Source organism: Actinoplanes sp. NPDC049802 (assembly GCF_040656595.1).
GTDB lineage: Bacteria > Actinomycetota > Actinomycetes > Mycobacteriales > Micromonosporaceae > Actinoplanes.
Genome location: NZ_JBFAMR010000006.1, coordinates 34,707 through 60,750, shown reverse-complemented (window position 1 = coordinate 60,750; position 26,044 = coordinate 34,707). Strand labels below are relative to the sequence as shown.

General features: G+C 68.9%; 34 protein-coding genes, 1 pseudogene and 2 riboswitches. Of the genes and pseudogenes, 31 read left to right on the top strand and 4 right to left on the bottom strand.

Translation table 11 applies throughout. The features are described from left to right. The first annotated feature begins 60 nt into the window (after positions 1 to 60). From rplN to truA, 22 genes are all read left to right on the top strand, one after another. Entirely contained in the window at positions 61 to 429 is a 369-nt protein-coding gene (gene rplN / locus AB0I88_RS06235) for a 50S ribosomal protein L14 (RefSeq protein WP_007073026.1), read from the top strand. Next, the gene (rplX, locus tag AB0I88_RS06230) at positions 426 to 746 is read left to right on the top strand and encodes a 50S ribosomal protein L24 (RefSeq protein WP_361019435.1); all 321 of its coding nucleotides are present in this window, start codon (positions 426 to 428) and stop codon (positions 744 to 746) included. Before rplN ends, rplX begins: the two co-directional genes overlap by 4 nt. Further along, entirely contained in the window at positions 746 to 1,330 is a 585-nt protein-coding gene (gene rplE, locus AB0I88_RS06225) for a 50S ribosomal protein L5 (RefSeq protein WP_361019080.1), read from the top strand. Before rplX ends, rplE begins: the two co-directional genes overlap by 1 nt. 2 nt (positions 1,331 to 1,332) lie before the next feature. Next, positions 1,333 to 1,518, top strand: coding sequence for a type Z 30S ribosomal protein S14 (locus AB0I88_RS06220; protein ID WP_020513598.1), 186 nt, complete (start codon positions 1,333 to 1,335; stop codon positions 1,516 to 1,518). 122 nt (positions 1,519 to 1,640) lie between these two features. Continuing rightward, positions 1,641 to 2,048: a 30S ribosomal protein S8 gene (gene rpsH / locus AB0I88_RS06215; RefSeq protein ID WP_014440735.1), complete on the top strand. Its 408-nt coding sequence runs from the start codon at positions 1,641 to 1,643 to the stop codon at positions 2,046 to 2,048. Positions 2,049 to 2,062: 14 nt separating this feature from the next. Then, positions 2,063 to 2,602 (top strand): 50S ribosomal protein L6, encoded by a 540-nt coding sequence (gene rplF / locus AB0I88_RS06210; protein ID WP_361019077.1) that lies wholly within the window; start codon positions 2,063 to 2,065, stop codon positions 2,600 to 2,602. A gap of 8 nt (positions 2,603 to 2,610) precedes the next feature. Further along, positions 2,611 to 2,994: a 50S ribosomal protein L18 gene (rplR, locus tag AB0I88_RS06205; RefSeq protein ID WP_361019431.1), complete on the top strand. Its 384-nt coding sequence runs from the start codon at positions 2,611 to 2,613 to the stop codon at positions 2,992 to 2,994. Positions 2,995 to 3,007: 13 nt separating this feature from the next. Further along, positions 3,008 to 3,631 (top strand): 30S ribosomal protein S5, encoded by a 624-nt coding sequence (gene rpsE, locus AB0I88_RS06200; RefSeq protein ID WP_106315548.1) that lies wholly within the window; start codon positions 3,008 to 3,010, stop codon positions 3,629 to 3,631. Beyond that, entirely contained in the window at positions 3,631 to 3,813 is a 183-nt protein-coding gene (gene rpmD, locus AB0I88_RS06195) for a 50S ribosomal protein L30 (protein WP_183222841.1), read from the top strand. Before rpsE ends, rpmD begins: the two co-directional genes overlap by 1 nt. Then, positions 3,813 to 4,262, top strand: a complete 450-nt coding sequence (gene rplO, locus AB0I88_RS06190) for a 50S ribosomal protein L15 (protein WP_361019072.1) — start codon at positions 3,813 to 3,815, stop codon at positions 4,260 to 4,262. Before rpmD ends, rplO begins: the two co-directional genes overlap by 1 nt. 466 nt (positions 4,263 to 4,728) lie before the next feature. Next, a complete protein-coding gene (gene secY / locus AB0I88_RS06185; protein ID WP_361019069.1) occupies positions 4,729 to 6,069 on the top strand; it encodes a preprotein translocase subunit SecY in 1,341 nt (446 codons plus the stop codon). A gap of 71 nt (positions 6,070 to 6,140) precedes the next feature. Further along, positions 6,141 to 6,794 (top strand): adenylate kinase, encoded by a 654-nt coding sequence (locus tag AB0I88_RS06180; RefSeq protein WP_361019066.1) that lies wholly within the window; start codon positions 6,141 to 6,143, stop codon positions 6,792 to 6,794. 81 nt (positions 6,795 to 6,875) lie between these two features. Next, positions 6,876 to 7,709 (top strand): type I methionyl aminopeptidase, encoded by an 834-nt coding sequence (map, locus tag AB0I88_RS06175; protein WP_361019063.1) that lies wholly within the window; start codon positions 6,876 to 6,878, stop codon positions 7,707 to 7,709. 33 nt (positions 7,710 to 7,742) lie between these two features. Further along, positions 7,743 to 8,165, top strand: a complete 423-nt coding sequence (locus AB0I88_RS06170) for a DUF1707 domain-containing protein (RefSeq protein ID WP_361019059.1) — start codon at positions 7,743 to 7,745, stop codon at positions 8,163 to 8,165. Between the two features lie 234 nt (positions 8,166 to 8,399). Beyond that, a complete protein-coding gene (gene infA, locus AB0I88_RS06165) occupies positions 8,400 to 8,621 on the top strand; it encodes a translation initiation factor IF-1 (RefSeq protein ID WP_007073013.1) in 222 nt (73 codons plus the stop codon). 51 nt (positions 8,622 to 8,672) lie between these two features. Then, on the top strand, positions 8,673 to 8,789 hold the full coding sequence (gene rpmJ / locus AB0I88_RS06160) for a 50S ribosomal protein L36 (RefSeq protein WP_014440745.1): 117 nt from the start codon (positions 8,673 to 8,675) through the stop codon (positions 8,787 to 8,789). A 149-nt stretch (positions 8,790 to 8,938) separates the two neighbouring features. Next, a complete protein-coding gene (rpsM, locus tag AB0I88_RS06155) occupies positions 8,939 to 9,319 on the top strand; it encodes a 30S ribosomal protein S13 (protein ID WP_361019056.1) in 381 nt (126 codons plus the stop codon). 17 nt (positions 9,320 to 9,336) lie between these two features. Next, on the top strand, positions 9,337 to 9,744 hold the full coding sequence (gene rpsK, locus AB0I88_RS06150; protein ID WP_014440747.1) for a 30S ribosomal protein S11: 408 nt from the start codon (positions 9,337 to 9,339) through the stop codon (positions 9,742 to 9,744). Between the two features lie 12 nt (positions 9,745 to 9,756). Beyond that, positions 9,757 to 10,383: a 30S ribosomal protein S4 gene (rpsD, locus tag AB0I88_RS06145; RefSeq protein ID WP_183222847.1), complete on the top strand. Its 627-nt coding sequence runs from the start codon at positions 9,757 to 9,759 to the stop codon at positions 10,381 to 10,383. An 84-nt stretch (positions 10,384 to 10,467) separates the two neighbouring features. Next, entirely contained in the window at positions 10,468 to 11,490 is a 1,023-nt protein-coding gene (locus tag AB0I88_RS06140; RefSeq protein ID WP_093618743.1) for a DNA-directed RNA polymerase subunit alpha, read from the top strand. A 36-nt stretch (positions 11,491 to 11,526) separates the two neighbouring features. Then, positions 11,527 to 12,084 (top strand): 50S ribosomal protein L17, encoded by a 558-nt coding sequence (rplQ, locus tag AB0I88_RS06135; protein WP_361019052.1) that lies wholly within the window; start codon positions 11,527 to 11,529, stop codon positions 12,082 to 12,084. Positions 12,085 to 12,170: 86 nt separating this feature from the next. Continuing rightward, a complete protein-coding gene (gene truA / locus AB0I88_RS06130; protein ID WP_361019049.1) occupies positions 12,171 to 12,986 on the top strand; it encodes a tRNA pseudouridine(38-40) synthase TruA in 816 nt (271 codons plus the stop codon). 120 nt (positions 12,987 to 13,106) lie between these two features. On the opposite strand, the gene AB0I88_RS06125 is transcribed toward truA, so the two are convergent. Further along, positions 13,107 to 13,838 (bottom strand): hypothetical protein, encoded by a 732-nt coding sequence (locus tag AB0I88_RS06125; protein WP_361019046.1) that lies wholly within the window; start codon positions 13,836 to 13,838, stop codon positions 13,107 to 13,109. Between the two features lie 161 nt (positions 13,839 to 13,999). On the opposite strand from AB0I88_RS06125, the gene AB0I88_RS06120 reads away from it, so the two are divergent. From AB0I88_RS06120 to thiC, 9 genes and pseudogenes are all read left to right on the top strand, one after another. Then, complete coding sequence (locus AB0I88_RS06120) at positions 14,000 to 14,617, top strand: methyltransferase (protein WP_361019043.1); 618 nt, start codon at positions 14,000 to 14,002, stop codon at positions 14,615 to 14,617. A 29-nt stretch (positions 14,618 to 14,646) separates the two neighbouring features. Further along, positions 14,647 to 16,293, top strand: coding sequence for an ATP-binding cassette domain-containing protein (locus AB0I88_RS06115; protein ID WP_361019040.1), 1,647 nt, complete (start codon positions 14,647 to 14,649; stop codon positions 16,291 to 16,293). A 96-nt stretch (positions 16,294 to 16,389) separates the two neighbouring features. Then, a riboswitch (TPP riboswitch) is annotated at positions 16,390 to 16,500 on the top strand. After that, positions 16,494 to 17,078, top strand: a complete 585-nt coding sequence (locus AB0I88_RS06110) for a thiamine phosphate synthase (RefSeq protein WP_361019037.1) — start codon at positions 16,494 to 16,496, stop codon at positions 17,076 to 17,078. It overlaps the preceding riboswitch by 7 nt. Beyond that, entirely contained in the window at positions 17,075 to 18,094 is a 1,020-nt protein-coding gene (gene thiO / locus AB0I88_RS06105) for a glycine oxidase ThiO (RefSeq protein ID WP_361019035.1), read from the top strand. Before AB0I88_RS06110 ends, thiO begins: the two co-directional genes overlap by 4 nt. Then, on the top strand, positions 18,091 to 18,291 hold the full coding sequence (thiS, locus tag AB0I88_RS06100; RefSeq protein ID WP_361019032.1) for a sulfur carrier protein ThiS: 201 nt from the start codon (positions 18,091 to 18,093) through the stop codon (positions 18,289 to 18,291). The genes thiO and thiS overlap by 4 nt, the downstream gene beginning before the upstream one ends. Continuing rightward, a complete protein-coding gene (locus AB0I88_RS06095; RefSeq protein ID WP_361019029.1) occupies positions 18,288 to 19,037 on the top strand; it encodes a thiazole synthase in 750 nt (249 codons plus the stop codon). The genes thiS and AB0I88_RS06095 overlap by 4 nt, the downstream gene beginning before the upstream one ends. Further along, positions 19,031 to 19,570 (top strand): annotated as a pseudogene (locus tag AB0I88_RS06090) (thiamine phosphate synthase); the annotation flags it as partial. The gene AB0I88_RS06095 and the pseudogene AB0I88_RS06090, both read left to right, overlap by 7 nt. Before the next feature lie 278 nt (positions 19,571 to 19,848). Further along, positions 19,849 to 20,616, top strand: a complete 768-nt coding sequence (gene thiD, locus AB0I88_RS06085) for a bifunctional hydroxymethylpyrimidine kinase/phosphomethylpyrimidine kinase (RefSeq protein WP_361019027.1) — start codon at positions 19,849 to 19,851, stop codon at positions 20,614 to 20,616. Positions 20,617 to 20,691: 75 nt separating this feature from the next. Beyond that, on the top strand, positions 20,692 to 22,215 hold the full coding sequence (gene thiC, locus AB0I88_RS06080; protein ID WP_361019024.1) for a phosphomethylpyrimidine synthase ThiC: 1,524 nt from the start codon (positions 20,692 to 20,694) through the stop codon (positions 22,213 to 22,215). A 111-nt stretch (positions 22,216 to 22,326) separates the two neighbouring features. Here thiC and AB0I88_RS06075 read toward each other — a convergent pair whose 3' ends face one another. The 3 genes from AB0I88_RS06075 to AB0I88_RS06065 form a co-directional block, all read right to left on the bottom strand. Further along, on the bottom strand, positions 22,327 to 24,666 hold the full coding sequence (locus AB0I88_RS06075) for a hypothetical protein (protein ID WP_361019021.1): 2,340 nt from the start codon (positions 24,664 to 24,666) through the stop codon (positions 22,327 to 22,329). An 83-nt stretch (positions 24,667 to 24,749) separates the two neighbouring features. Next, positions 24,750 to 25,166 carry a hypothetical protein gene (locus AB0I88_RS06070; RefSeq protein WP_361019018.1) on the bottom strand — a complete coding sequence of 139 codons (417 nt, stop codon included), beginning with the start codon at positions 25,164 to 25,166 and terminating at the stop codon, positions 24,750 to 24,752. Between the two features lie 19 nt (positions 25,167 to 25,185). Beyond that, a riboswitch (cyclic di-GMP riboswitch) is annotated at positions 25,186 to 25,260 on the bottom strand. A gap of 233 nt (positions 25,261 to 25,493) precedes the next feature. Then, the gene (locus AB0I88_RS06065; protein ID WP_361019015.1) at positions 25,494 to 25,913 is read right to left on the bottom strand and encodes a ribonuclease domain-containing protein; all 420 of its coding nucleotides are present in this window, start codon (positions 25,911 to 25,913) and stop codon (positions 25,494 to 25,496) included. Positions 25,914 to 26,044: the final 131 nt, after the last annotated feature.

Sequence of the window (26,044 nt, the reverse complement as noted above, 5' to 3'; positions counted from 1 at the left end):
AACGTTCCGCCAAGCTTCGGGCCTGTTTGCCCGGAGAACTGGCAGACATAGGAGACAGACGTGATCCAGCAGGAGTCGCGACTGCGCGTCGCCGACAACACGGGTGCCCGGGAGATCCTGTGCATCCGCGTACTCGGCGGTTCCGGTCGCCGTTACGCGAGCATCGGCGACGTCATCGTGGCCACGGTCAAGGACGCCATCCCGGGTGCCGGTGTGAAGAAGGGTGACGTCGTCAAGGCTGTCGTCGTTCGCACCGCCAAGGAGAAGCGGCGCCCGGACGGCTCGTACATCCGTTTCGACGAGAACGCCGCCGTCATCATCAAGGACGGCGGGGACCCCCGCGGCACCCGCATCTTCGGCCCGGTCGGGCGCGAGCTGCGCGACAAGCGGTTCATGAAGATCATCAGCCTGGCGCCGGAGGTGCTCTGACCGTGAAGATCAAGAAGGGCGACACGGTCGTCGTCATCGCCGGCAAGGACAAGGGTGCCAAGGGCAAGGTCATCGCGGCCTTCCCGAGGCAGGACAAGGTCCTGGTCGAGGGCGTCAACCGAGTCAAGAAGCACGAGCGCATCCGCACGAACCAGCGCGGTTCGAAGACCGGCGGCATCGTCACTCAGGAAGCCCCCATCCACATCTCGAACGTGCAGGTGCTGGACGGCGACGGCAAGCCGACCCGCATCGGCTACAGGATCGACGAGAACGGCAACAAGGTCCGGATCGCGCGTACGACCGGTAAGGAACTCTGATGACTGCCGCCACCCAGACTGAAGTAACGCAGCCCAAGTCGCTGCCGCGCCTCAAGCAGAAGTACCGCGCAGAGGTCGTGCCGGCCATCAACGAGCAGTTCAAGTACGGCAACCCCATGCAGATCCCCGGCCTGGTCAAGGTCGTCGTGAACATGGGTGTCGGCGAGGCTGCCCGGGACTCCAAGCTGATCGACGGCGCGGTCCGCGACCTGACCACCATCACCGGCCAGAAGCCGCTGGTGCGCCGGGCGACCAAGTCCATCGCGCAGTTCAAGCTGCGTGAGGGCATGCCGATCGGTGCGAAGGTCACCCTCCGCGGCGACCGGATGTGGGAGTTCCTGGACCGGCTGCTGTCGATCGCGCTGCCGCGTATCCGTGACTTCCGCGGACTGGACGGCCGGAAGCTGGACGGGCACGGTAACTACACGTTCGGCCTGACCGAGCAGTCGGTGTTCCACGAGATCGACCAGGACAAGATCGATCGGCCGCGGGGCATGGACATCACGGTGGTCACCACCGCCACGACCGACGACGAGGGCCGGGCGCTGCTCAAGCTCCTGGGCTTCCCGTTCAAGGAGAACTGAGCATGGCGAAGAAGGCGCTGATCCTGAAGGCTGCCGCGAAGCCCAAGTTCGCTGTGCGCGCCTACACCCGCTGCCAGAAGTGCGGTCGTCCGCACTCGGTGTACCGCAAATTCGGCCTGTGCCGGGTCTGCGTGCGGGACATGGCCCACCGCGGTGAGCTCCCCGGCGTGTCCAAGGCCTCCTGGTAACTTCCGCCCCTTGCGGCCCGCCGTTCGCCGGCGGGCCACCAGGCGGACCCGAATGTAATGCCGCTTCGCCGTAGGCCTGAGCCCGGCTCGGGAACCCCGGCGAGAAAGGTTGACGAATACCCATGACGATGACGGACCCGATCGCAGACATGCTGACGCGTCTGCGTAACGCCAACCAGGCGTACCACGACAAGGTGACGATGCCCTACTCGAAGATCAAGGCGAACATCGCCGAGGTCCTCAAGGCCGAGGGTTACATCGCCTCGTGGACGTCTGAGGAGCCCGAGGAGGGCGCGGTCGGCAAGCGTCTGGTCGTTGAGCTCAAGTACGGCCAGAACCGCGAGCGCAGCCTCGCCGGCATCAAGCGCGTCTCGAAGCCCGGCCTGCGGGTTTACGCCAAGTCCGACGAGCTGCCCCGCGTGCTCGGTGGCCTCGGTGTCGCGATCATTTCGACGTCCCAGGGACTGCTGACCGACAAGCAGGCCCGCAAGCGGAGCGTTGGCGGGGAAGTCCTCGCCTTCGTCTGGTAACTGGAGACTTTGACATGTCGCGAATCGGACGTAAGTCGATCCCGGTCCCGGCCGGCGTCGACGTCACCATCACGGGGCAGACCGTCAAGGTCAAGGGCCCCAAGGGCGAGCTCTCGCACACCGTGGCCGAGCCGATCACGGTCTCGCAGGAGGGTGGCGAGCTGGTCGTCAACCGCCCCAACGACGAGCGCAAGGCCAAGGAACTGCACGGCCTCTCTCGTACCCTGGTCGCCAACATGATCATCGGCGTCACCGAGGGTTACAAGAAGACGCTCGAGATCAACGGCACCGGTTACCGCGTGACCGCCAAGGGCAAGGACCTCGAGTTCGCCCTCGGCTTCTCGCACCCGGTCCTGGTCCCGGCGCCGGCCGGCATCACCTTCTCGGTCGAGAAGCCGACCCAGTTCACCGTCGCCGGTATCGACAAGCAGCTGGTGGGTGAGATCTCCGCGAACATTCGCAAGATCCGTCCGCCGGAGCCCTACAAGGGCAAGGGCGTCAAGTACCAGGGCGAGGTCATCCGCCGCAAGGCTGGAAAGGCAGGTAAGAAGTGACCGCCACGCTGCTCAAGCGCCGCAACGGCGGCGGGACCGCCGCCAAGCGTGCCGTTGGCAAGGCGCGTCGGCACTTCCGGGTCCGCAAGAACGTCCGCGGCACCGCCGAGCGTCCTCGCCTGGTCGTCACCCGGTCCGCGCGGCACATCACCGCGCAGATCATCGACGACCTCAAGGGTCACACCCTGGCGTCGGCCTCCACCCTCGACGCCTCGATCCGGGGCACCGAGGGCGACAAGACCGCGCTGTCCGGCAAGGTCGGTGCTCTGCTCGCGGAGCGGGCCAAGGCCGCGGGAATTTCCAAGGTCGTCTTCGACCGGGGTGGCAACAAGTACGCGGGCCGCATCGCCAAGCTCGCGGACGCCGCTCGCGAAGCCGGACTCGAGTTCTAGGAGGAATTGACCAATGCCTGGTCAGCAGCGCCGAGGCGGCGGGTCCGGCGGTAACACCGAGGGTGGCAACCGCAGGGACAACCGCCGTGAGGGCGGTCGCGGCAACGCGCCCGTCGAGAAGACCCCGCACCTGGAGCGGGTCGTCGCGATCAACCGTGTCGCGAAGGTCGTCAAGGGTGGTCGTCGCTTCAGCTTCACCGCCCTGGTGATCGTCGGCGACGGTGACGGCACCGTCGGCATCGGCTACGGAAAGGCCAAGGAGGTGCCCGCGGCCATCGCCAAGGGCGTCGAGGAGGCCAAGAAGCACTTCTTCAAGGTTCCGCGGATCGGCGCGACCATCCCTCACCCGATCACGGGTGAGGCGGCGGCCGGCGTCGTGCTGCTCAAGCCGGCCTCCGCCGGTACCGGTGTCATCGCCGGTGGCCCGGTGCGCGCCGTGCTCGAGTGCGCGGGCATTCACGACATCCTGTCGAAGAGCCTCGGCTCGTCGAACCCGATCAACATCGTGCACGCGACCGTGGCCGCTCTGAAGGGCCTCGAGTCGCCGGAGATGGTCGCGAAGCGTCGTGGCCTCCCGGTCGAGGACGTGGCGCCGGCGGCCATGCTGGCAGCGCGTGCGGAAGCGGCGGTGCACTGATGGCGCGCTTGAAGGTCACCCAGATCCGGTCCGGTATCGGCCGTAAGCAGAACCAGCGGGAGTCCCTGCGGTCGCTCGGCCTGAAGCGGATCAACGATGTGGTGGTCAAGGAGGACCGTCCCGAGATTCGGGGCATGATCTTCGCCGTGAACCACCTCGTCACTGTCGAGGAGGTCGAGTAATGGGGATCAAGGTCCACCACCTTCGCCCGGCGCCCGGTGCGAAGACCGCCAAGACCCGCGTGGGTCGTGGTGAGGGTTCCAAGGGCAAGACCGCGGGCCGCGGTACCAAGGGAACCGGTGCCCGGAAGAACACTCCGGCGTCGTTCGAGGGTGGGCAGATGCCTATCCACATGCGGCTCCCGAAGGTCAAGGGTCTGGGCAACGGGCCCCGCAACAAGGTCGTCTTCCAGGTGGTCAACCTGGACCGGCTGGCCGAGCTGTTCCCGAACGGCGGCGAGGTCGGCCCGGCCGAGCTCGTCCAGGCCGGCGCGGTCCGCAAGGGCCGGCCGGTGAAGGTTCTCGGCTCGGGCGAGCTGGGCGGCGTGTCGCTGACCATCTCGGCGCACGCGTTCAGCGAGTCGGCCAAGGAGAAGATCGCCGCAGCCGGTGGTTCCGTCACCGAGCTGTAGGGCGTGAAACGGTGAGAGGCCGCGGCGCCGGGGCAACCCGGATCCGCGGCCTCTTCCGTTGCCCTGATGTGGCGTAAACGGCCCTGTGCGGCGCGTGAGGCCGCGATCGCGCCGCCGCCGGATCGCCTATCGGGTGAGCGGCCAAAGCGCCGTGACGGCCGTCTCAGGGCCTTTTGGTGGCTCCGCATCGCAAAGAGAGTGATTGTCTTCGATGGATCGGGGACACGTTCCGGCTCGTACCGTAGGGTGGAGCGGGCGTTCCGATCGGGCGCGCAAGCACCCGCTTCAACCATGAAGCCGGACACTTGTGTTGTACTGGGACATCGGCCCGTACGATGCCGGTGGTTGCGCTCTCAGCCTTGCTGATACAGTGCTCCGCTGGCGGCCTCTACGGCTGCCCAATGATGTGTGCCCGAAGTTCCGGGATACCGCAACCCAGAGTGTGGCGACCACGCAGGAGGATCAGTTGTTGTCCGCCTTCTCGAGCGCGCTTCGGACGCCTGACCTGCGGAAGAAGCTACTTTTCACGGTAGCGATTGTGGGGATCTACCGGCTCGGTGCCACATTGCCCAGCCCGGGCGTGTCCTACGCCAACGTTCAGGCATGTCTCAAGCTCACCGAGTCCGACACGAACGGCGTCCTCAACCTGCTGAACCTCTTCAGCGGTGGCGCGCTCCTACAGTTGTCCGTGTTCGCGCTCGGCATCATGCCCTACATCACGGCGTCGATCATCCTGCAGCTGCTCACCGTGGTGATCCCGCGGCTGGAGCAGCTCCGCAAGGAGGGTCAGTCCGGTCAGGCGAAGATCACGCAGTACACGCGTTACCTGACGCTCGGCCTCGCCGTGCTCCAGGCCTCGGCGTTCGTGGCCCTCGCCCGTACCGGTCAGCTGTTCAACAACATGTGCGACCAGGACGACCCGGCGTACCAGATCATCCCCGAGAACACCGGCATCCCGATGTGGCTCACCCTGAGCCTCCTCGTGATGACGATGACGGCCGGCACCGGCGTGGTCATGTGGCTCGGCGAGCTGATCACCGACCGTGGCGTCGGCAACGGCATGTCCGTCCTGATCTTCACCTCGATCGCGGCCCGCCTTCCCGGTGAGGGCTGGAGCATCAAGGAGACCAGCGGCACCGCCAAGTTCATGCTGGTGATCGGCCTGGTCCTGGTCATCATCGCGCTCGTCGTCTTCATCGAGCAGGCGCAGCGCCGGATCCCGGTGCAGTACGCGAAGCGCATGATCGGCCGGCGCATGTACGGCGGCACGTCCACCTACATCCCGCTCAAGGTGAACCAGGCGGGTGTCGTCCCGGTCATCTTCGCCTCCTCGCTGCTCTACCTGCCGCAGCTGTACCTGCAGTTCTTCGACCAGAACAACCTCAAGGACTACCAGGTCTGGATCCAGAACTATCTGGCGAACCCGACCCACTGGCTGTACATCGCGGTCTACTTCCTCCTGATCATCTTCTTCACGTACTTCTACGTGTCGATCACGTTCAACCCGACTGAGGTCGCGGACAACATGAAGAAGTACGGTGGTTTCGTTCCGGGTATCCGCCCGGGCAAGCCGACCGCCGACTACCTGGACTTCATCCTCAGCCGGATCACCCTGCCGGGTGCGCTGTACCTTGGCCTGATCTCGGTCCTGCCGAACTTCTTCTTCATCTGGCTCAACCAGGCTCAGTACCAGAACTTCCCGTTCGGTGGTACAGCGGTGCTGATCATGGTGGGTGTGGGTCTGGAGACGGTGAAGCAGATCGAGAGCCAACTCATGCAGCGGAACTACGAAGGGTTCCTCCGGTAGTGGGTACGCGGAGCCGGAGGGCTCTGGCGTCGGTGGGCGTGGTTTCTCAGGACCGAAGCGAGGCGATGTAGGTGCGGCTGGTACTGGTGGGCCCTCCAGGGGCCGGCAAGGGGACCCAGGCAGAGTTCATCGCCGCCCATCTCGCCGTACCGAAGATCTCGACCGGGGACATCTTCCGGGCGAACGTGTCGCAGGGGACGCCGCTGGGTGTCGAGGCCAAGCGCTACATGGACGCCGGGCAGCTGGTCCCGGACGAAGTGACCATCAACATGGTGCGCGACCGGCTCGCCGAGCCGGACGCGAGCGACGGCTTCCTGCTGGACGGCTTCCCGCGTACCGTGCCGCAGGCCTCCGCGCTGGACAAGCTCCTCGCGGACCTGGGCACGGCGCTGGACATCGTGATGGAGCTCGTGGTCGACGACGACGAGGTCATCCGGCGGCTGTCCGGACGGCGTACCTGCCGGGGCTGCGGGAAGATCTGGCACGTGGAGTTCGACCCGACGAGCAAGCCGGACACCTGCGACCGCTGCGGCAGCGAGCTGTTCCAGCGCGACGACGACAAGGCCGAGACGATCGCCAACCGCCTCGTCGAGTACGCGGACAAGACCGCGCCCCTGGTCGACTTCTACGGCGCCCAGGGCAAGCTGGTGGGCATCGACGCCACCGGGCCGGTGGAGGACGTCACCGTGCGCGCGATCGACGCTCTCCGGTCCTACGGCGGCTGATCCGCCGACCGAGTCACCGAGCCGCCCCGGGGCCTCCCGGGGCGGCGCCATTTTCAGAACAAGAAGGTTAGGCTCACCGCCATGCGCCGCCAAGAGCTGAAGATTCAGCTGAAGACTCCCGAGCAGATCGAGAAGATGCGGGCGGCCGGTCTGGTCGTCGCCGCGGCTCTGGACGCGATGCGCGCAGCGGTCGCTCCGGGCGTCTCCACCGCCGATCTGGACGCCATCGCGGAGAAGACGATCCGGGACGCGGGGGCCGTCCCGTCGTTCAAGGGCTACCACGGCTTCCCGGCGTCGATCTGCGCGTCGGTGAACGAGCAGGTGGTGCACGGCATCCCGAGCGCGGGCCAGGTGCTCCGGGAGGGTGACCTGATCTCTCTGGACTGCGGTGCGATCCTGGACGGCTGGCACGGCGACTCGGCGATCACGGTCGGGGTCGGCGAGACGGACCCGGCGCTGCTGCGGATGGCCGAGGTGGCCGAGGACGCGATGTGGGCCGGGATCGCGGCGGCGGCGCGCGGAGTCGCCAACGGCCGGGGCCGGCTGACCGACATCTCGTTCAACATCGAGCGGTCGATCCGCAAGGCGGGCCGGTACGGGATCGTCGACGGTTACGGCGGCCACGGCATCGGTACCGAGATGCACCAGGACCCGCACGTGCTGAACCACGGCAAGCCGGGTCGCGGCATCCGGCTCGAGGTGGGCCTGGCGCTGGCGATCGAACCGATGATCACGATGGGCTCGCCGCGGACCGCGGAGCTGGAGGACGGCTGGACCGTGGTGACCCGGGACGGGTCCCGCGCGGCGCACGTCGAGCACACCATGGCGCTGCTGGCGGACGGCGTCTGGGTGACCACGGCGCCGGACGGCGGCCGGGCCCGTCTGGGTGAATTGGTGACCGCCCGCCAGCCGTAGGACCGGTGGCCGCCGCCTGCCATGCTGGGACGCATGGGGTACAAGGGGATGCGGGCCGGGGACGGCGACCGTCAGAAGGTCGCGGACCAGCTGAAGGCGGCGCTCGAGGAGGGCCGGCTGGACCTGAGCGAGTACGACGAGCGCGTCCAGCGGGCCTATGCGGCGAAGACCTACGGTGATCTGGACGGCCTCCTCGACGACCTGCCCGGCACTGTCCCGGTGGAGAAGTCGCAGGTCGTACCCCGGCAGAAGGTTTCCGCGCCGGCTGGGAAGCCGGGCAGGAAGCATGACGACCGGCCCGGTTATGTGGGCATGCTCGGGGTTTTCGTGGTCTGCACCCTGGTCTGGGCGATGGGCAGCCTGGGCTCGGGTGATCTCCAGTACTTCTGGCCGGGCTGGGTGCTGATCCCGGTCGTGTTCTCCTTCTTCGCGCACTTCGGCAAACGCCGCCCCTGAGGCGATATGGTCGAGTTGTCCGTCGCGAACACGCCCGACAGCGGGTTACGCAACCCTCGGTTTGGCGTCGCTGTTACGGGCGCGTAGACTGGCTCGCTGGCGCGTAGCGTCTACTCACTCATGTCCTCAAGCGCTTCGAGGACGGGGGGAGCCGCGGCTGGTTCGGGTCGTCATGACCCGGATACGACGTTACGAAAGCCTGCCCCAAGAACCCGATGTCAGGTAGCGGAGGACATGCCTAAGAAAGACGGAGCCATCGAGATTGAAGGCCGAGTGATCGAGCCCCTGCCGAACGCCATGTTCCGCGTTGAGCTCGCCAATGGTCACAAGGTTCTGGCACACATCTCTGGGAAGATGCGCCAGCACTACATCCGCATCCTTCCCGAGGACAGGGTCGTCGTCGAGCTTTCGCCGTACGACCTCACCCGTGGGCGCATCGTCTACCGCTACAAGTAACCGAGGGTCACGGGGTTTCCCAACCCGTCTGACTGAGAGTTAAGGCAAACCGTGAAGGTCAAGCCGAGCGTCAAGCGGATCTGCAACAACTGCCGGGTCATCCGGCGGCACGGCCGGGTCATGGTCATCTGCTCCACCGACCCGCGTCACAAGCAGCGCCAGGGCTGAGTCCAGCGCAGGATCCGCACCACTGAAGAAGCTCGTCCCAGTCGTGGTCGACCACGACTGCACCCCCGGTCGGAGGCCGGGGCCCGCCCGGGCAGGTGGGGTGGGACGGGCACAGACCTCCGCGATCACAACGAGGAGTACGCCCAGTAATGGCTCGTCTCGTCGGCGTCGATCTTCCCCGCGAAAAGCGGATGGAGATCGCGCTCACTTACATCTACGGCATCGGCCGTACCCGTGCCGTCGAGGCACTGACCGCTACCGCGATTGACCTGAACAAGCGCGCCAAGGACCTCACGGACGAGGAGCTGGTCCAGCTCCGCGACTACATCGAGGCCAACTTCAAGGTTGAGGGCGACCTGCGCCGCGAGGTCGCCGCGGACATCCGCCGCAAGGTCGAGATCGGCTGCTACGCCGGTATCCGCCACCGCAAGGGTCTGCCCGTCCGGGGCCAGCGGACCCGTACCAACGCTCGTACCCGCAAGGGCCCGAAGCGCACGGTCGCCGGTAAGAAGAAGCCCGGTCGGAAGTAATAGGAGCGCACTGACTTATGCCACCGAAGGCACGCGCTGGGGCCGCTGTAAAGAAGGTCCGGCGCAAGGAACGCAAGAACGTCGCCCACGGGCAGGCGCACATCAAGAGCACCTTCAACAACACCATCGTGTCGATCACCGACCCGACCGGTGCGGTCATCTCCTGGGCGTCTTCCGGGCAGGTCGGCTTCAAGGGCTCGCGCAAGTCGACCCCGTTCGCCGCGCAGCTCGCGGCGGAAGCGGCCGCCCGTCGCGCCATGGAGCACGGCATGCGCAAGGTCGACGTGTTCGTCAAGGGTCCCGGTTCCGGCCGGGAGACCGCCATCCGTTCGCTGCAGGCCGCCGGCCTTGAGGTCGGGCAGATCTCCGACGTCACGCCGCAGCCGCACAACGGCTGCCGCCCGCCGAAGCGTCGCCGGGTCTGAGGAGGATCTGACATGGCTCGCTACACCGGAGCGGACTGCAAGCGGTGCCGCCGCGAGAAGATGAAGTTGTTCCTCAAGGGCAGCAAGTGCGACGGGCCGAAGTGCCCGTTCGAGTCGCGTCCCTTCCCGCCCGGCCAGCACGGCCGTGGCCGGACCAAGGAGACCGAGTACCTGCTCCAGCACCGCGAGAAGCAGAAGGCCCGTCGTGCGTACGGCGTGCTGGAGAAGCAGTTCCGCGGTTACTACGAGGAGGCCGTCACCAAGCCCGGCAAGACCGGTGAGGTGCTCCTCCAGATCCTCGAGTCCCGTCTCGACAACGTCGTCTACCGGGCCGGCTACGCCGCGTCCCGCGACATGGCCCGGCAGCTGGTCAAGCACGGCCACTTCCTGGTCAACGGCGTCAAGGTCGACATCCCGTCGTACCGGGTGAAGGAGAAGGACATCGTCACCCTGCGCGAGAAGTCGAAGGAGCTCACGCCCTTCGTCGTCGCGCAGGCGCAGGCGGGTTCCCGCCCGGTGCCGGCGTGGCTCGAGCCGATCCCCAGCGAGATGAAGATCCTGGTCCACACGCTTCCGGCGCGCGGTGTCATCGACACCCAGGTCCAGGAGCAGCTGATCGTGGAGCTCTACTCCAAGTAACAGGGTTGCCCGGCGCCTCACCCAGGCGCCGGGCAAGACGGACGGCCATCAAATAGCGGGTGGCCCGACAGAAAGAAGAACAGCGTGCTCATCAGCCAGCGGCCGACCCTCTCGGAGGAGTCGCTCAGCGAGACCCGCTCCCGGTTCACCATCGAGCCTCTGGAGCCGGGCTTCGGCTACACCCTCGGTAACTCACTGCGGCGGACCCTGCTGTCGTCCATCCCGGGCGCGGCGGTCACCAGCATCAAGATCGACGGCGTGCTGCACGAGTTCACCACGATCCCCGGTGTCAAGGAGGACGTGGTCGAGCTGGTCATGAACGTCAAGGAACTGACCGTCAGCTCCGAGCACGACGAGCCGGTCAGCATGTACCTGCGCAAGCAGGGCCCCGGTGACGTGACCGCCGGAGACATCCAGCCCCCGGCCGGTGTCTCGGTGCACAACCCGGATCTGAAGCTGGCGACCCTGAACAGCAAGGGCCGGCTGGACATGGAGCTGACCGTCGAGCGCGGTCGTGGCTATGTCACCGCGGCGCAGAACAAGAACGCCGGCGCCGAGATCGGCCGCATCCCGGTCGACTCGATCTACTCGCCGGTGCTCAAGGTCACCTACCGCGTCGAGGCGACCCGTGTCGAGCAGCGCACCGACTTCGACCGCCTGATCATCGACGTCGAGTCGAAGGCGTCGATCTCCCCCCGGACCGCGCTGGCCTCGGCCGGCTCGACCCTCGTCGAGCTCTTCGGCCTGTGCCGTGAGCTGGACGAGACCGCCGAGGGCATCGACATCGGCCCGTCGCCGCAGGACGCGCAGCTCGCTGCCGACCTGGCCCTTCCGATTGAGGAGCTGGACCTCACCGTCCGGTCGTACAACTGCCTCAAGCGTGAGGGCATCAACTCGGTGGGCGAATTGATAGGGCGTACCGAGGCCGACCTTCTTGACATCCGGAACTTCGGTCAGAAGTCGATCGACGAGGTCAAGATGAAGCTCGCCGGAATGGGCCTGGGCCTGAAGGACAGCGCGCCGTCCTTCGACCCCGCGCACGTGGTCGACTCGTTCGGCGACGTGGACTACGACACCGACGACTACCGCGAGACCGAGCAGCTCTAAGAGCTCGGCTGCGCCACATTTCAAGGAGCATCGGAAATGCCCACGCCCACCAAGGGTGCCCGCCTCGGCGGCAGCCCGGCTCACGAGAAGCTCATCCTGGCCAACCTGGCCACCGAGCTCTTCCGGCACGGGAAGATCAAGACCACCGAGTCCAAGGCCCGGCGGCTTCGCCCTCTGGCTGAGCAGCTGGTCACGAAGGCCAAGCGCGGCGACCTGCACGCCCGTCGCCGGGTGCTGACCGTCGTGAAGGACAAGGACGTCGTGTACGCCCTGTTCGAGCAGATCGCTCCGCGGTACTCCAACCGCCCCGGTGGGTACACCCGCATCACCAAGATCGGCCCGCGCAAGGGTGACGCCGCTCCCATGGCCGTCATCGAGCTGGTCGAGGAGCTGCAGGTCGCGGCCACCACCTCCGGCCCGTCGAAGGAGGCCCGCAAGGCCGCCGCGCAGCAGGCCAAGGTCGAGGCTCTCGCGCCCGAGGAGGAGGTGCCCGCCGGCACCGACGCCGACCAGGACGCCGAGCCGCCGGTCTCCGCCTCCGGTGACAAGGGCGCCGAGGGAGACAAGGCCGAGGGCGACGAGCCCAAGGCCTGAGTTCGATCACCGAGAAGCCCGGCACCCCCTCTGGGTGCCGGGCTTTCTCACTGCAAGACCATTCATTCGTACGGGCGAGGACGGAAATGACGGAGACGATTCGGCTGCGCCTGGACGTGTCGTACGACGGCGCCGATTTCTCCGGCTGGGCCGCCCAGCCTTCACGGCGTACCGTGGCCGGGGTTTTGACCGAGGCCTTCGCCCGCCTGCTGGGGCCGGAGACGCCGCTCGGGCTCACCGTGGCCGGCCGCACCGACGCCGGCGTGCACGCCACCGGCCAGGTCTGCCACGTGGATCTGCCGCTCGAACGCTGGACCGAGCTGTCGGCGTCGCTGCTGCGGCGGCTCGCCGCGCTGATGCCGCCGGATGCCCGGGTGCGGGCGCTGGCGCCGGCCCCGGACACCTTCGACGCCAGGTTCTCGGCCACCTTCCGGCGCTACGAGTACCGCGTCTCGGACACCCCGTGGGGGCCGGAGCCGCTGCGCCGCCACGACACCCTCGGCTGGGTGCGGCCGCTCGACGTGGACCGGCTCAACGCCGCGGCGGCCGGGCTGGTGGGCGAGCACGACTTCGCGGCGTTCTGCAAGCGCAAGGAGCACGCCACCACGATCCGGGCGATCAACCGGCTGGACTGGCGCCGCGACCCGGACGGGATCTGTGTGGCGACCGTGCAGGCGGACGCGTTCTGTCAGGCGATGGTGCGCAGCCTGGTCGGGGCGATGCTGACGGTGGGGGACGGGCGCCGCGACCCGGAGTGGCCGGCGAAGCTGCTCACGCTGCGGCAGCGCTCCAGCGACGTGGTGGTCGCACCTGCGCACGGGCTCACATTGGTGGCGGTCGGCTACCCGGACGAGTCGGAGTACGCGGCCCGCGCCGAAGCCACCCGTCGCCTGCGCGCGTGAGAACCCCCGGCTGGTGGTGAGCGCTGTGGCCAACTGTTGTTTTCGTGCGTGATTTCCCGGCCGGCTTTCAGTGTTCTCTCGCGGGGTTTGAGGCAGTTCGGAGGGGCCGGCTGAAGGGGGTCACGTGGCTCGGCGGGACACCACGGTCTCGCTCAGGTGAACGTCCAGGAGGTCGTGGGTGAGCCGGTCGACCTGCGGCTCGTCGGCGGCGACCAACGCGCCGACCGGGCCGGTGATCACGCAATACATCAGGTAGTGGCCGCGGGTGCGCCACACCACCGGGGTGCCCGCGCCGGCCGGTTCGCCGGACATCTGCGCGAACCCGCCGTCACCCGACTCGACCAGCTGACGGACCTGGTCGCCGACCGCCGACGCGCTCGCGGCGTCGGGCAGGTTCAGCATGCCGGCGGTCACCCGGTAGTCGGCGTAGGGAACGGTGAGATCGGCCCGGACCGCTTGCGCGCATCCGTACCGCAGCAGGGTGGAGCGCAGGGCGCCGGTGGCCGCGAGTGTGCAGTCGGCGGTGAGGCCGGTCTCCCGCACGCCGAAGGCGGTGGAGCCGGTGGGGAAGACCTCGGCTTCGGAGAGCGGTTCCGGATCCACCGTGCGCGAGGCGATGAGCTGGTCGATCTCGGCGGCGGCGAGGCGGCGTGGGGTGGAGTCACGGTCGTCGGCGACGAACAGGACGCCCAGCATCACGCAGATGCCGAGCACGATGAGCGCGGCCAGACCGCGGGTCACCAGGTGAGCGGTCCGATACGGATCATGCCAGGCGTGCCGCCGGAGCCGGGCCGGCCGTCGATGCCGGCTCGGCCCGGGAAGCCGTGTCAGGCCGGGGGTGGCGTGCCGCATCCGCCCAAGCTAGGCGCGCGAGCTGATCCATTGACGCACAGTGCGTCCGTCACCCTGTCTGCCCCGGTTCGTTGTGTCGATTTCGGGTGCGGAGCGAACCCGAGGTTCACACACGGAACCCCGGCGAGCGGGTGGTCACCCGTCGGCGGGAGACTTGGCCGGTGAGCGCCGACCACTACTTCTCCGCCGAGCCCGACACGCCGATGCGACGGGGCGAGATCGAGTTCAACGTCGCCGGCCGGGACTACCGGCTGGCCGTCGCCTCCGGGGTGTTCTCGGCCGGACGGCTCGACCCGGGCACCGCGGTCCTGCTGCGCAAGGCCGGCCTGCCCGGCGCCGCCACCGAGGGGACACTGCTCGACCTCGGCTGCGGTTACGGCCCGATCGCCTGCGTGCTGGCCAGTGAGGCGCCCCGGACCACCGTCTACGCCGTCGACGTCAACGCCCGGGCCCGTGACCTGGCAGCCGAGAACGCCGAGCGGCTCAGTCTCGCCGACCGGGTGCTGGTGCGGGCGCCGGACGAGGTGCCGGACGACGTCACCTTCACCGAGATCTGGAGCAACCCGCCCACCCACATCGGCAAGGCCGGGCTGCACGCGCTGCTGGAACGCTGGCTGCCCCGGCTCGCGCCGGACGGCGTCGCCTGGCTCGTGATCAACCGGAACCTCGGCGGCGACTCGCTGCACGCCTGGCTCACCGGGCTCGGCTGGACGGTCGAGCGGACGGCCAGCCAGAAGGGGTTCCGGGTGCTCCGGGTCACCGGAAAATCGGGAGACTGAACCGAGGTCGCACAGGGAGGATGCCCGGCATGGGTTACGTGGATGTCGCCGGCGCCGGTTTCGTGCTCCCGGACGGGCGGGAGCTCTTCACCGACGTGTCGTTCCGGGTCGGCGAGGGCGCGAAGGTGGCGCTCGTCGGGCCCAACGGCGCCGGCAAGACCACCCTCATGCGGATGGTGGCCGGAGACATCCCGGTGCAGAGCGGCGTCGTCGCCCGATCCGGTGGGCTCGGTGTGATGCGGCAGTTCATCGGGATGATCGGCGATGACCGTACCCTGGAGGATCTTGCGCTTTCCCTGGTGCAACCGGCGCTCCGCGCGGCGGGCGAGCGACTGCGCACGGCCACCGCGGCCCTCGACGAGACCGAGAAGACCCAGATCGCGTACGCGAACGCGCTCGCCGGCTGGGGCGAGGCCGGCGGATACGACGCCGAGGTGCTGTTCGATACGGTCGCGGTGTCCATTCTCGGCAAGCCGTGGGAGGAGACGCGGCACCGGATCGTGCGGACCCTCTCCGGCGGCGAGCAGAAACGGTTCGCCCTCGACCTGCTGCTGCGCGGCTCCGACGAGGTGCTGCTGCTCGACGAGCCGGACAACTTCCTCGACGTGCCCGCCAAACGCTGGCTGGAGCAGCGGCTGCGCGAGTCGCCGAAATCGGTGCTCTACGTGTCGCACGACCGGGAGCTGCTGGCCCAGACCGCGGACCGGGTCGTCGCCGTCGAGGGCGGCGGCGCGTGGACGCATCCGGCCGGGTTCGCCTCCTGGCACGAGGCCCGGGGGCACCGGCACGAGCGGCTCGAGGAGAACCGGCGGCGCTGGGACGAGGAGCACGAGAAGCTCAAGGAGCTCGTGCTCACGCTGCGGAACAAGGCCGCCTTCAACGACGGTCTGGCGTCGCGGTATCAGGCCGCGCAGACCCGGCTCCGCAAGTTCGAGGAGGCGGGGCCGCCGCCGCTGCCGCCCAAGGACCAGGCTGTCAAGATGAACCTGCGCGGAGGGCGGACCGGCAAGCGGGCGGTCATCTGCGAGCAGCTCGAGCTGGAGAATCTGACGTTCCCGTTCGACCTGGAGATCTGGTACGGCGACCGGGTGGCGGTGCTGGGCGCCAACGGCACCGGCAAGTCGCACTTCCTGCGTCTGCTCGCGGCCGGCGGCAGCGACCCGGATCTGGAGCACAAGCCGGTCGACGGGGCGCCGCTGGCGTATGTGGCGCACGACGGGGTGGCACGGCTCGGCGCGCGGGTCCGGCCGGGGCACTTCTCGCAGACCCACGACCGGCCGGAGCTGCTGGAGAAGACGCTCGTCGAGATCCTGTGGCGCGGTGACGAGCACCGGTCCGGGATGGACCGGGCCGGCGCGATGAAATCCCTCAACCGGTACGAGCTGGCGGCGCAGGGCGACCAGCGGTTCGGCACGCTGTCCGGTGGGCAGCAGGCCCGGTTCCTGGTGCTGCTGCTGGAGCTGTCGGGGGCGACCCTGCTGCTGCTCGACGAGCCGACCGACAACCTGGACCTGGCGTCGGCGGAGGCGCTGGAAGAGGGACTGAAAGCGTTCGACGGCACCGTGATAGCCGTCACCCACGACCGCTGGTTCACCCGGTCCTTCGACCGCTTCGTGCTCTTCCGCGGCGACAGCGAGGTCGTCGAGGTGCCGGAACCCGTCTGGGACGTGCGGTGACGCCGGGACCACGGTGACCGGTGGGACACAGGAGTCTTATCTCACCATCGACGTCCGGTAGCGCGGAACGTCACGGACCGGTTAGGGTCCGGTTACAACCAACCCCACGGGAGTCCGGGCACCGGGCTGAGAGGGGGGCTGACGCCGCCCCCGACCGTCGAACCTGATCCGGGTAATGCCGGCGCAGGGAGGAGTGCTTCGTGCACACTTCGTTTCCTCGCATCCATGTCATCACCGACTCGATCGACGTCGTCCGCGGCGTCGCGGGACAGCCGGAGATCGCTGTCCAGATCCGGGTCAAGAGCAACGACGCCGAGGCGTACGCGCTGACCGTCGCGGCCATCGACGTCTGCCGGCCGATGGGCACGATCGTCCTGGTCAACGACCGGGCCGGGGTCGCGCTGGCGGCCGGCGCCGACGGCGTCCACGTGGGCGCCGACGATCTGCCGGTCGAGGCCGCCCGGCGGGTGCTCGGGCCAGCCGCGATCCTCGGCGCCACCTGCCGGAACCCGGAGGCGGCCCGGGCGGCCGTGCGGGACGGCGCCGGCTATCTGGGCGCCGGCCCGGTCTTCGCGACCGCCACGAAGGACGGGCTGCCACCACCGCTCGGCCCGGCCGCGATCGCCGCCGTCGCCGCGGCGGTTCCCGGCACACCGGTCCTCGCGATTGGCGGCGTCACCGCGGAGAGGGTGCCGCTGCTCGCCGCGCACGGTGTCGCGGCGGTCTCCGCCTTCGCGGCGGACCCGAAGGGTGCGGCCGCCGCGTTCCTGGAGGCCCTGCGATGAGCATCGCGATCGTCGGTGGCGGCATCATCGGGCTCGCCATCGCTCACGAACTGCGTCGGCGCGGCGCCGACTGCACCGTCTACGACGCCTCCACACCGGAGTCCGAGGGCGCCTGGCACGTGTCCGGGGGGATGATCGCCGCGGGCCGGGAGTCGGCCTTCGAACACCCACAGCTGGCCGGCCTGCTCGCGGCCTCGTCCGGTCTCTGGCCGGAGTTCGCCGCCGCGCTCGGCCCGGGCATCGGCTACGACGAGGCAGGCTCGCTCGGGGTGGCGCTGACCGCGGACGACGTCGCCGTCGCCCAGCGTGTCTGGCGCGTCCAGCAGGTGCCGGTGCTGCGCGGCAGCCGGCTGCGGGAGCTGGAACCGGCGCTGTCCCCACGGATACGTGCCGGCGTGCACGCCCCGGCCGAGCGGCAGGTCGACCCGCGCCGGGTGATGGCCGTGCTCCGCTCCCGGCTGGCGAACCGGATCGTGCCGAAGCGGATCACCACAGTGGACGAGGTCGACGCGGACACCGTCGTGGTGGCGGCCGGCTGTGACACCGCGGCCCTCACCGGGCTGCCGATCCGCCCGATCAAGGGTCAGGTGCTGCGGCTGCGGGGTGAACCCGGTCTGCTGCGGCACGTGGTGACCGGTTTCGCGGACGGGCGATTCGTCTACCTGGTGCCGCGGGACACCGGCGAGGTGGTGGTCGGCGCCACCCAGGAGGAGCTGGCCGACACCACCGTCACCGCCGGCGGGGTGCACGACCTGCTGCGGGCGGCCCTCGACCTGGTGCCCGGCCTGTCCGACCACGAGCTGGCCGAGACCGCCGCCGGACACCGCCCCGGCACCCCCGACAACGCACCGATCCTGGGCCGGCTCGACGGTGACCGGCGGATCGTCGTGGCGTCCGGTCACCACCGCAGCGGGATCCTGCTCGCCCCGATCACCGCTCGACTCATCGCCGACCTGGTGCTCACCGGCTCGGCGGATCCCCTGCTGGAAGCGTTCGCACCCGGGAGGTTCGGATGAAGCTGACGATCAACGGAGAGACGCGGGACCGGTCCGGCGCCTGCTCGGTGGCGACCCTGGTCGCCGAGATCATCGCGGCCCAGCGTGGGGTCGCCGTGGCCGTCAACGGAACGGTCGTGCCACGGTCCTCGTGGGCGCAGGTCGACCTGGCGGACGGGGACCGGATCGAGGTCCTCACCGCGGCGCAGGGAGGATGACGATGTTCCTGCCGGAGAACGGGCTGATCCTCGGCACGGGCGGGGCGCACAGCCTCGCCGCGCTGGAGGAGGCCGTCGTCGCGTCCGAGACCACACTGGTCACCGTGGCGCTGCGCCGGGTCGACGCGGCCGGGCCCGGACTGCTGCCGATGCTTGACCGGCTCGGCGTGCGGGTGCTGCCGAACACGGCCGGCTGCTACACCTCCGGGGACGCGGTCAAGACCGCCCAGATGGCCCGGGAGGCGTTCGAGACCGACCTGATCAAACTCGAGGTGATCGGCGACGAGCGGACCCTGCTTCCGGACGGCGTCGAACTGCTGAAGGCCGCCGAGATCCTGGTGGCGGACGGGTTCACGGTCCTGCCGTACACCAGCGACGACCCGATCCTGGCCCGCCGCCTCGCCGACGCCGGATGCGCCGCCGTCATGCCGGCCGGATCGCCGATCGGCTCCGGTCTGGGAGTCTCCAATCCGCACCACATCGAACTGATCGTGCAGAGCGTCGACGTGCCGGTGGTCCTCGACGCCGGCATCGGCACCGCCTCGGACGCCGCCCTCGCCATGGAACTCGGCTGCGACGCGGTCCTGATCGCCAGCGCCATCACCCGCTCCGACGATCCGGCCGCGATGGCCGCGGCGATGCGGCACGCCGTCACCGCCGGCCGTCTCGCCCGCGCCGCCGGGCGGATCCCACGCCGCTTCCACGCGCTGGCGTCCACCCAGGACGACGGGCTCGCCGAGTGGTGACCCCCGGCGGGCTCGTCGTGCTCACCGATCGGCGGTCCGCCGCCGGGCCGTTGCCGCAGGTGGTCGCGGCGGCGGTTCGCGGCGGCGCGGCGTGGGTCGTTCTTCGTGAGCGCGATCTTCCGTACGCCGAACGCGCGGCCCTGGCCACCGAGTTGCGATCGCTGCTGCCCCCGGGCCGGTTGATCGTGGCCGGGCCCGACCCGCTCGGCGGCACGGCCGTGCACCTGTCCGCGGCCGATCCCCGCCCGGCCGGGATCCCGCTGGCCGGCCGCTCGTGGCACGGGACCGAACCACTGTCGGATGTGGACTACGTCACGTTGTCGCCGGTCTATCCGACCGCCACCAAACCCGGCTACGGGCCGCCGCTCGGCCCGGCCGGTGCGGCCGCCCTGATCGCCGCCGTGCCGGGTTCCCCGCCCCTGCCATGGCTGGCGCTCGGTGGCATCGACTCGGCCGAACGGGCCGCCGAGTGCGCGGCCGCCGGGGCCGAGGGGATCGCGGTGCTCGGCGCCGTGATGCGGGCCGCCAACCCGGAACAGGTCGCCCGCCAGTTGGCGGGAGCGTTCGCGGCGGCGCAACGGAAGGCGAGCGGCCGTCCGGGCGCGAGGGCCCCACGGTCGGGTGCCGGCGGCGGCCCGGTCGCGGGTGTGGGTTTCGTGCAGTCGAGTGCCGGCGGTCGTCCGGTTGCGGCGCAGTCCGCCGGAGTGGGGGCCGTCGACCGCGGCGCCCGCACGGGGGCCGGACGGCCGGAGCCGCAGCCGGGCGCCCGTCACCTGATATCGACCGGCCGTCGATTCGAGGAGACGATCCGATGACGCCGCCGGTGGTGCTGACGATCGCGGGCTCGGACTCCGGCGGGGGCGCCGGGATCCAGGCCGACCTGAAGACGTTCGCGGCGCTCGGCGCCTTCGGGACGTCGGTGATCACGGCGATCACCGCGCAGAACACGCTCGGCGTCACGGCCATCCATCCGGTGCCGGCGGAGATCGTGGCGGCGCAACTCGACGCGGTGCTGTCGGATCTGCCGGTGGCCGCCGTGAAAGTCGGGATGATCTCCGATCCGGACGTGGCGAAGGTGATCGCCGCCCGCTCGGCGCAACTGCCCAACCTCGTCGTCGACCCGGTGCTCGTGGCCACCGCGGGCAGCCGGCTCGGGGAGGTGGGGGTCGTCGGGGTGCTCACCGCGTACCCCTGCGTCTTGACACCGAACCGGCACGAGGCCGGCGCCCTTCTGGGACGGGTGATCGAGACGGCCGAGGAGATGATCTCGGCGGCGGCCGAACTCGCGGCGCGCGGACCGCGTGCCGTCGTGGTGACCGGGAGTGAGCTGGCGCTCGACGTCCTGCATCACGCGGGGGAGATCACGCTGCTGCGCGGCGAGCCGGTGGCGACCGTGAACAACCACGGCTCGGGCTGCACGTTCTCGTCGGCGATCGCGGTGCGGCTGGCGGCCGGCGACCCGGTTCCGGAGGCGGTCGCGGCGGCCAAGGAGTACGTGAACCGCGGTCTGCGTGGTGGCGCTCAGTGGCGGCTCGGGTCGGGTCCCGGGCCGCTGGATCACTTCGGCTGGTCCGTCTAGATCTTCCCGGCGGGGCGGCTTCCGTGGATGCCCGCTGCCATCTGCCGCCGGTTTCGTCCTACTTTGGGAGGTATCGTGAGGCGTAAGGTCTACGTGGAAGGGACCCGCCCGGACATCCGGGTGCCGTTCACCGAGGTGGTGCTCACCGGCGACCATCCGCCGGTGCGGCTCTACGACACATCCGGCCCCGGCAGCGAACCCGCCGTCGGACTGCCGCCGCTCCGGAAACCCTGGCAGACCGGCCGCACCCAGCTCGCCGACGCGCGAGCCGGGATCATCACACCCGAGATGGAATACGTCGCGGTCCGCGAAGGCGTCTCACCCGAGACCGTCCGCGACGAGATCGCGGCCGGCCGGGCCGTGCTGCCGGCCAACAAGAACCACCCCGAATCCGAGCCGATGATCATCGGGTCGCGGTTCCTCGTGAAGGTCAACGCCAACATCGGCACCTCGGCCGTCACCTCGTCCATCGACGAGGAGGTGGAGAAACTCACCTGGGCCACCCGATGGGGCGCCGACACCGTCATGGACCTCTCCACCGGGCCGCACATCCACGAGACCCGCGAGGCGATCGTACGGAACTCGCCCGTGCCCATCGGGACCGTGCCGCTCTACCAGGCGCTCGAGAAGGTCAAAGGCGACCCGCTCCGGCTGTCGTGGGAGATCTTCCGGGAAACCGTCATCGAACAGGCCGAGCAGGGCGTCGACTACATGACGATCCATGCGGGCGTGCTTCTGGAGTACGTGCCGCTCGCCGCCGAACGGGTCACCGGGATCGTCTCCCGGGGCGGGTCGATCATGGCGGCCTGGTGCCTCGCCGAACACCGGGAGAACTTCCTCTACACCCACTTCCGGGAGCTGTGCGAGATCTTCCGGGAGTACGACATCACGTTCTCCCTCGGCGACGGGCTGCGACCCGGGTCGATCGCCGACGCCAACGACGAGGCACAGTTCGCGGAACTGCGGACACTCGGAGAACTGACGTACATCGCGTGGGAGTACGACGTACAGGTGATGGTCGAAGGGCCCGGGCACGTGCCCATGCACAAGATCAAGGAGAACGTGGATCTCCAGCAGGAGCTGTGCTCGGGGGCGCCGTTCTACACCCTCGGGCCGCTGGCCACCGACATCGCGCCCGCCTACGACCACATCACCTCCGCCATCGGGGCGGCGATGATCGGCATGTTCGGCACGGCGATGCTCTGCTACGTCACACCCAAGGAACACCTCGGGCTGCCCAACAAGGAAGACGTCAAAGCCGGGATGATCGCCTACAAGATCGCGGCGCACTCGGCTGACCTGGCGAAAGGGCATGCCGGGGCTCAGGAGTGGGATGACGCGCTGTCCCGGGCCCGATTCGACTTCCGGTGGGAGGACCAGTTCGAGTTGGCGCTCGACCCTGATACGGCCCGCTCCTACCACGATGAGACGCTGCCGGCGGCGCCCGCCAAGACGGCGCACTTCTGCTCCATGTGCGGGCCCAAGTTCTGCTCCATGCGGATCAGCCACGAGATCCGGGCGGCGGGCATGAAGGCCAAATCCGAGGAGTTCGTGGAGGCCGGTGGGCGGGTCTATCTGCCGGTCACGCCTACGGTCTAGCCCGTCCGGTCCGCCGGGTCTGCTTCGGGTGCGCACGGTCGGCGGTTCGTGTGCGCCGACTGGGGACATGCCCCTGGCCCGGGCGCACGGTGTCGTTTCCGTGCGCGCCCGTCAGGCGTCCTCGTCGTAGTTCTGGAGGCGCTTGTTCGCCGGCAGGAAGTCGTAGATCGGCTCCCGCGGCGGCTCGGGTGGTTTCACGGCCTCGTTACGGGCCGCCAGGTCCTCCATGGCGGCCCGTTCGGCCACCGCCTTTCGCCTGGAGCGCTTCTGTGCGGTGCGTTTCTGCGGGGTCCGCTTCTTCGGCTCCGGCTCCGGCTCGGCGTCAGCTTCGGACGGCTGTTCGGGCGCTGGCTCCGGGGTATGCAGCGTCTCGGACGCGGCTTCCTGCGCCGCCGGCCCGGCGTCCGGCTCGACAGTGTGTTCCTTGTCGGCTGTGGGTTCTTCCCCGGGCGGCGGGGCTGCCGCGGCTCCGATCTCGGCCGGTGGTTCGCTCGATTCCGGCCAATGCTCCCTCAGGGCCGGGAGACCCTCGTTCTCGGCCGATTCGATCGCGGCGGTGAGCATCGCGGCATGGGCGGCGGCGGACGGGTGCTCGATCGTCGGCTCGGGAAGTTGAGCCTCGGTGGGCGGGATCTCGACCGTTTCCGGCGTTACTTCCCCGGTCGGCTCCGCGGGCGGCTCCGGCTCGGGGGCGGGCTTCGGCCTGGCGCGGCTCGCTCGCTTGGCGGGGGCCTTCTTCGCGGCGATCGTCGCCGGGGCGGCTTTCGGGGCGCGCTTTCGCGGGGTGGCGGCCTTCTTCGCGGCCATGACCGGCTCGGGCGCGTCCGTGGTCGCGGCTTCGGTCGTGAGTTCGACCGGCTCGTCGTCGGGGACCTGCGTCGCTTCCGGTTCAGGTTCGGCTAGGGCCGGGCGCTTTGTGGCCTGTGTGGATTTCGGTGCTGGTGAGGGTTCTGGGGCGGCGTCCGGGGGCAGGATCCGGTAGCGGTAGAGGATGCCCTCGTCGCGGACCACGAAATCGTCGGCGCCGTCGGGGCGGGTCCAGGTGAGGATCATCTGGCCGTACTTCTCGGCCAGCTTCACCAGCGCGGGGAAGGTGTCGACCACGACGACGGGCTTGCCGGGCGGGCTGGCCATCGGCTCCACCGGAACGATCAGATGCGGGTAGCGGCGCTGGATCTGGGCGCGAGTACGAAGAGGGACATGGCCGAGCGCCATCCACGCGACCATGCCGGCGCTGACGAGGGTGACGAGGAGTAGATACACGGCGTACTTACGAGCCTGTGCCGCCGTCATCACGTCGTGCCCGAAGGCGCCGATCCGCCGATCCTGCACCGAGGTGCCCACGGGCTTACTGGATTGATCGACTACCAGGCTCTCCGGTCCGCTTGCCAGCGACATCTGGAGCGGGGCCAGGCTGAGGGCGAGCTGCGGCTCGAACAGAGTTCCGTCGCTGTGCCGAACTTGCGTGGTGATCGTGAGCGTAATGACGCCCAGGTCAGCGCCGATCGCCTCCTGCGCGGCCTTCACGCGTTGCTCAAGCGTGTCCAGATCGAGCTGGACGAGACCGGTGTAGCTGTCGGCGGTGAACTGCTGCGGCCGGGACAATTGCAGTGTCTGGTGCCAACCGGCCTGGGAAGACAGCCTGGCGCTGACCTGTATGCGCCCCGGCTCGCCTCGATAACTGAAGTGAAGGTCTACGAGGTTGGCGAGCTTGCGGAAGATCGGGTCCGGAGAATAGGCGATGGTGCCGTCGTAAGCGGCGGAACGGGGAACCTCCGCCGTATAGGAGAAGGTCATCGACTCGCCCGCCTTGCCGGCGCTCGTCACGGACTCGGTGGTCGGCTTCATCCACCCGAGCACCCCGAGGGCCAGCCCTAGGACGCCGCAGACCGCGGTGACGAGAGCCAGCACCCGAAGGGCGGGATGCAGACGGCTGACCGCTTTGAAGACGGCCGCCGCGGTAGCCCATGAGCCGCCTCCGCCAGACATGCGCTTCACTCTTTTCTTACGTCGGCCGCGAGCGATGTCCCTTCGGCTTTTCGCCACGCTCGCCCCGCCGCCCGCGACAAGGAACCCGAGCATTCCCAGACCGGTGGGGCTGAGTACCGGCTGAAGCCATGTGCCCCCATTCGGGATATGCAGGATCGCCTGGCCGATCAGTTCATCGGCGGTCGGCTCGAACGGATCGATGAAATCGTTGTTGTCACCCTGCAACACATAGCCGGCATCAGCGTCGCCGCCGGTGATGCGGTGCAGTACGTCGATGCCAGCGCTCGGACTATGGTATGCCGCGATCTGACCGACTTCGTAGGAATCGGCTTTCGTGAGGAAAACCAGGTCACCAGCGTGATAAAGGGGCTGCATGCTGGCGCCATGCGTTATGACGTATGAGATGCGACCGGTGCTGATGGCCCACGCACCGATGGCCGCCATCATTGCGATGGCGGCCACGGCGATGCGTCGAACCTTGACGGGAATGACTACTCAGCCCCTGAACCTCGGCTGAAGGGTGCTCCCGTCATGTGTAGCGCGAGTTAGACGACGGAAATGTCCAATCGAGTGAGCTGGCCGTCGAAGGTTCCCGCGCTGGGGGTGCAGTTCGAAGTGAAGGCGGTCGCGTGGATGGCGGCACAGGTGAAGGTGGCGCCTCCGGACGACGCAACGAGGCCGTTCAGCGTGACGGTGGGCGTCTTCCCCGCAGTGGCGTCAGCGAAGGTGAGGAGGAGGCTGCTGAGCTTGGTGTTGGTGCCGTCGGCCACCCAGGTGTAGGCGATGTCCGTGACCGTTGCTCCGCTCACCGTCTGAGAAGCGGCGCCGCCGATGAACTTGGTCGTGGTGGCGCCGTTGGCGCCGCCGAGAGCGACACCCCCACCAGCCGTGAAGGCGGTGGCTCCGGCGGCGACGGCACCGGCGACGGCGACGCCGCCGACCAGCTGAACGATATTGCGCATATGTGTGGTTCTCCCCTTGGTCGGTGGCCCAGCCGGCCTCGTAGGCCCTGTGGCTTTGCGTCCCCGGCTTGCGTCGGGTTTGCGTTTGTCGGCCGAGCGGATGCTCGAGTCTCGCTTGTGCCAGGTTTGTTCGGTCGTGAGCGAGGGCGGCTAAGCGTTAGGGCCGACTTTTCCGAGGGGGTTCCGCGCTTTCCGCACTTGAGCTCCGGTGCGGTGCTACCGGGTAGCGGGACGGTCTTCGAGAACGGGACGCCGACGCCCGTCCCGGGCTGAAGCACGGCGCGGCGGCCGCCTTGGGACGGTCGCCGCGCGTACCCGGAATGGGGTTTAAAGCTTGTAGAAGGTGACGTAGTGGTCGGGGGTGAAGTAGGCGACGCGGGTGCTGCGGTTGACGACGATGCGGTAGGCGTCGCGGGCGGCGCCGCGGTTGCGGGAGTAGACGTCGTATTCGCTGTACGTGGCGGACGGGAGCTGGCCCTCGCGGTTGTAGAACCGGCCGCCGGTGTAGTTGTAGTTGCCGTACGGCCAGGAGTACCAGCCGGCGGTCGTGGGCAAGCCCAGCGACTGCCAGCCGGTGAACGCTGTGCGGGCGGCCGAGCAGCGGCTGATGGTGCAGCTGTTGTAGACGGCGGCGTGGGCCGCGTCGGTCGTGGTGGGGGCCACTACCGCGGGGGCTACCAGGGCGGTGCCGGCCAGGGCGAAGACCAGGGCGAGGTTGGAGAAGAGCCGGCCGATGCGGGTGATCATGATCGGACTCCGATACCGTCGAGGGGGAACCGGGACATCGATCATCGTTACCGCTCGGTAGTGGTGGCGGTACCTCCCAAACCCATCATTTCATCGGTGTTGGCCGATGTTTTACGGGGCGGAAACCCAGC

Coding starts and splice junctions, on each gene's coding strand:
- rplE (WP_361019080.1), top strand. CDS start 746: ATGACTGCCGCCACCCAGACTGAAGTAACGCAGCCCAAGTCGCTGCCG.
- AB0I88_RS06220 (WP_020513598.1), top strand. CDS start 1,333: ATGGCGAAGAAGGCGCTGATCCTGAAGGCTGCCGCGAAGCCCAAGTTC.
- rpsH (WP_014440735.1), top strand. CDS start 1,641: ATGACGATGACGGACCCGATCGCAGACATGCTGACGCGTCTGCGTAAC.
- rplF (WP_361019077.1), top strand. CDS start 2,063: ATGTCGCGAATCGGACGTAAGTCGATCCCGGTCCCGGCCGGCGTCGAC.
- rpsE (WP_106315548.1), top strand. CDS start 3,008: ATGCCTGGTCAGCAGCGCCGAGGCGGCGGGTCCGGCGGTAACACCGAG.
- rpmD (WP_183222841.1), top strand. CDS start 3,631: ATGGCGCGCTTGAAGGTCACCCAGATCCGGTCCGGTATCGGCCGTAAG.
- rplO (WP_361019072.1), top strand. CDS start 3,813: ATGGGGATCAAGGTCCACCACCTTCGCCCGGCGCCCGGTGCGAAGACC.
- map (WP_361019063.1), top strand. CDS start 6,876: ATGCGCCGCCAAGAGCTGAAGATTCAGCTGAAGACTCCCGAGCAGATC.
- AB0I88_RS06170 (WP_361019059.1), top strand. CDS start 7,743: ATGGGGTACAAGGGGATGCGGGCCGGGGACGGCGACCGTCAGAAGGTC.
- infA (WP_007073013.1), top strand. CDS start 8,400: ATGCCTAAGAAAGACGGAGCCATCGAGATTGAAGGCCGAGTGATCGAG.
- rpsM (WP_361019056.1), top strand. CDS start 8,939: ATGGCTCGTCTCGTCGGCGTCGATCTTCCCCGCGAAAAGCGGATGGAG.
- rpsK (WP_014440747.1), top strand. CDS start 9,337: ATGCCACCGAAGGCACGCGCTGGGGCCGCTGTAAAGAAGGTCCGGCGC.
- rpsD (WP_183222847.1), top strand. CDS start 9,757: ATGGCTCGCTACACCGGAGCGGACTGCAAGCGGTGCCGCCGCGAGAAG.
- rplQ (WP_361019052.1), top strand. CDS start 11,527: ATGCCCACGCCCACCAAGGGTGCCCGCCTCGGCGGCAGCCCGGCTCAC.
- truA (WP_361019049.1), top strand. CDS start 12,171: ATGACGGAGACGATTCGGCTGCGCCTGGACGTGTCGTACGACGGCGCC.
- AB0I88_RS06125 (WP_361019046.1), bottom strand. CDS start 13,838: ATGCGGCACGCCACCCCCGGCCTGACACGGCTTCCCGGGCCGAGCCGG.
- AB0I88_RS06115 (WP_361019040.1), top strand. CDS start 14,647: ATGGGTTACGTGGATGTCGCCGGCGCCGGTTTCGTGCTCCCGGACGGG.
- thiO (WP_361019035.1), top strand. CDS start 17,075: ATGAGCATCGCGATCGTCGGTGGCGGCATCATCGGGCTCGCCATCGCT.
- thiS (WP_361019032.1), top strand. CDS start 18,091: ATGAAGCTGACGATCAACGGAGAGACGCGGGACCGGTCCGGCGCCTGC.
- AB0I88_RS06095 (WP_361019029.1), top strand. CDS start 18,288: ATGACGATGTTCCTGCCGGAGAACGGGCTGATCCTCGGCACGGGCGGG.
- thiD (WP_361019027.1), top strand. CDS start 19,849: ATGACGCCGCCGGTGGTGCTGACGATCGCGGGCTCGGACTCCGGCGGG.
- AB0I88_RS06070 (WP_361019018.1), bottom strand. CDS start 25,166: ATGCGCAATATCGTTCAGCTGGTCGGCGGCGTCGCCGTCGCCGGTGCC.
- AB0I88_RS06065 (WP_361019015.1), bottom strand. CDS start 25,913: ATGATCACCCGCATCGGCCGGCTCTTCTCCAACCTCGCCCTGGTCTTC.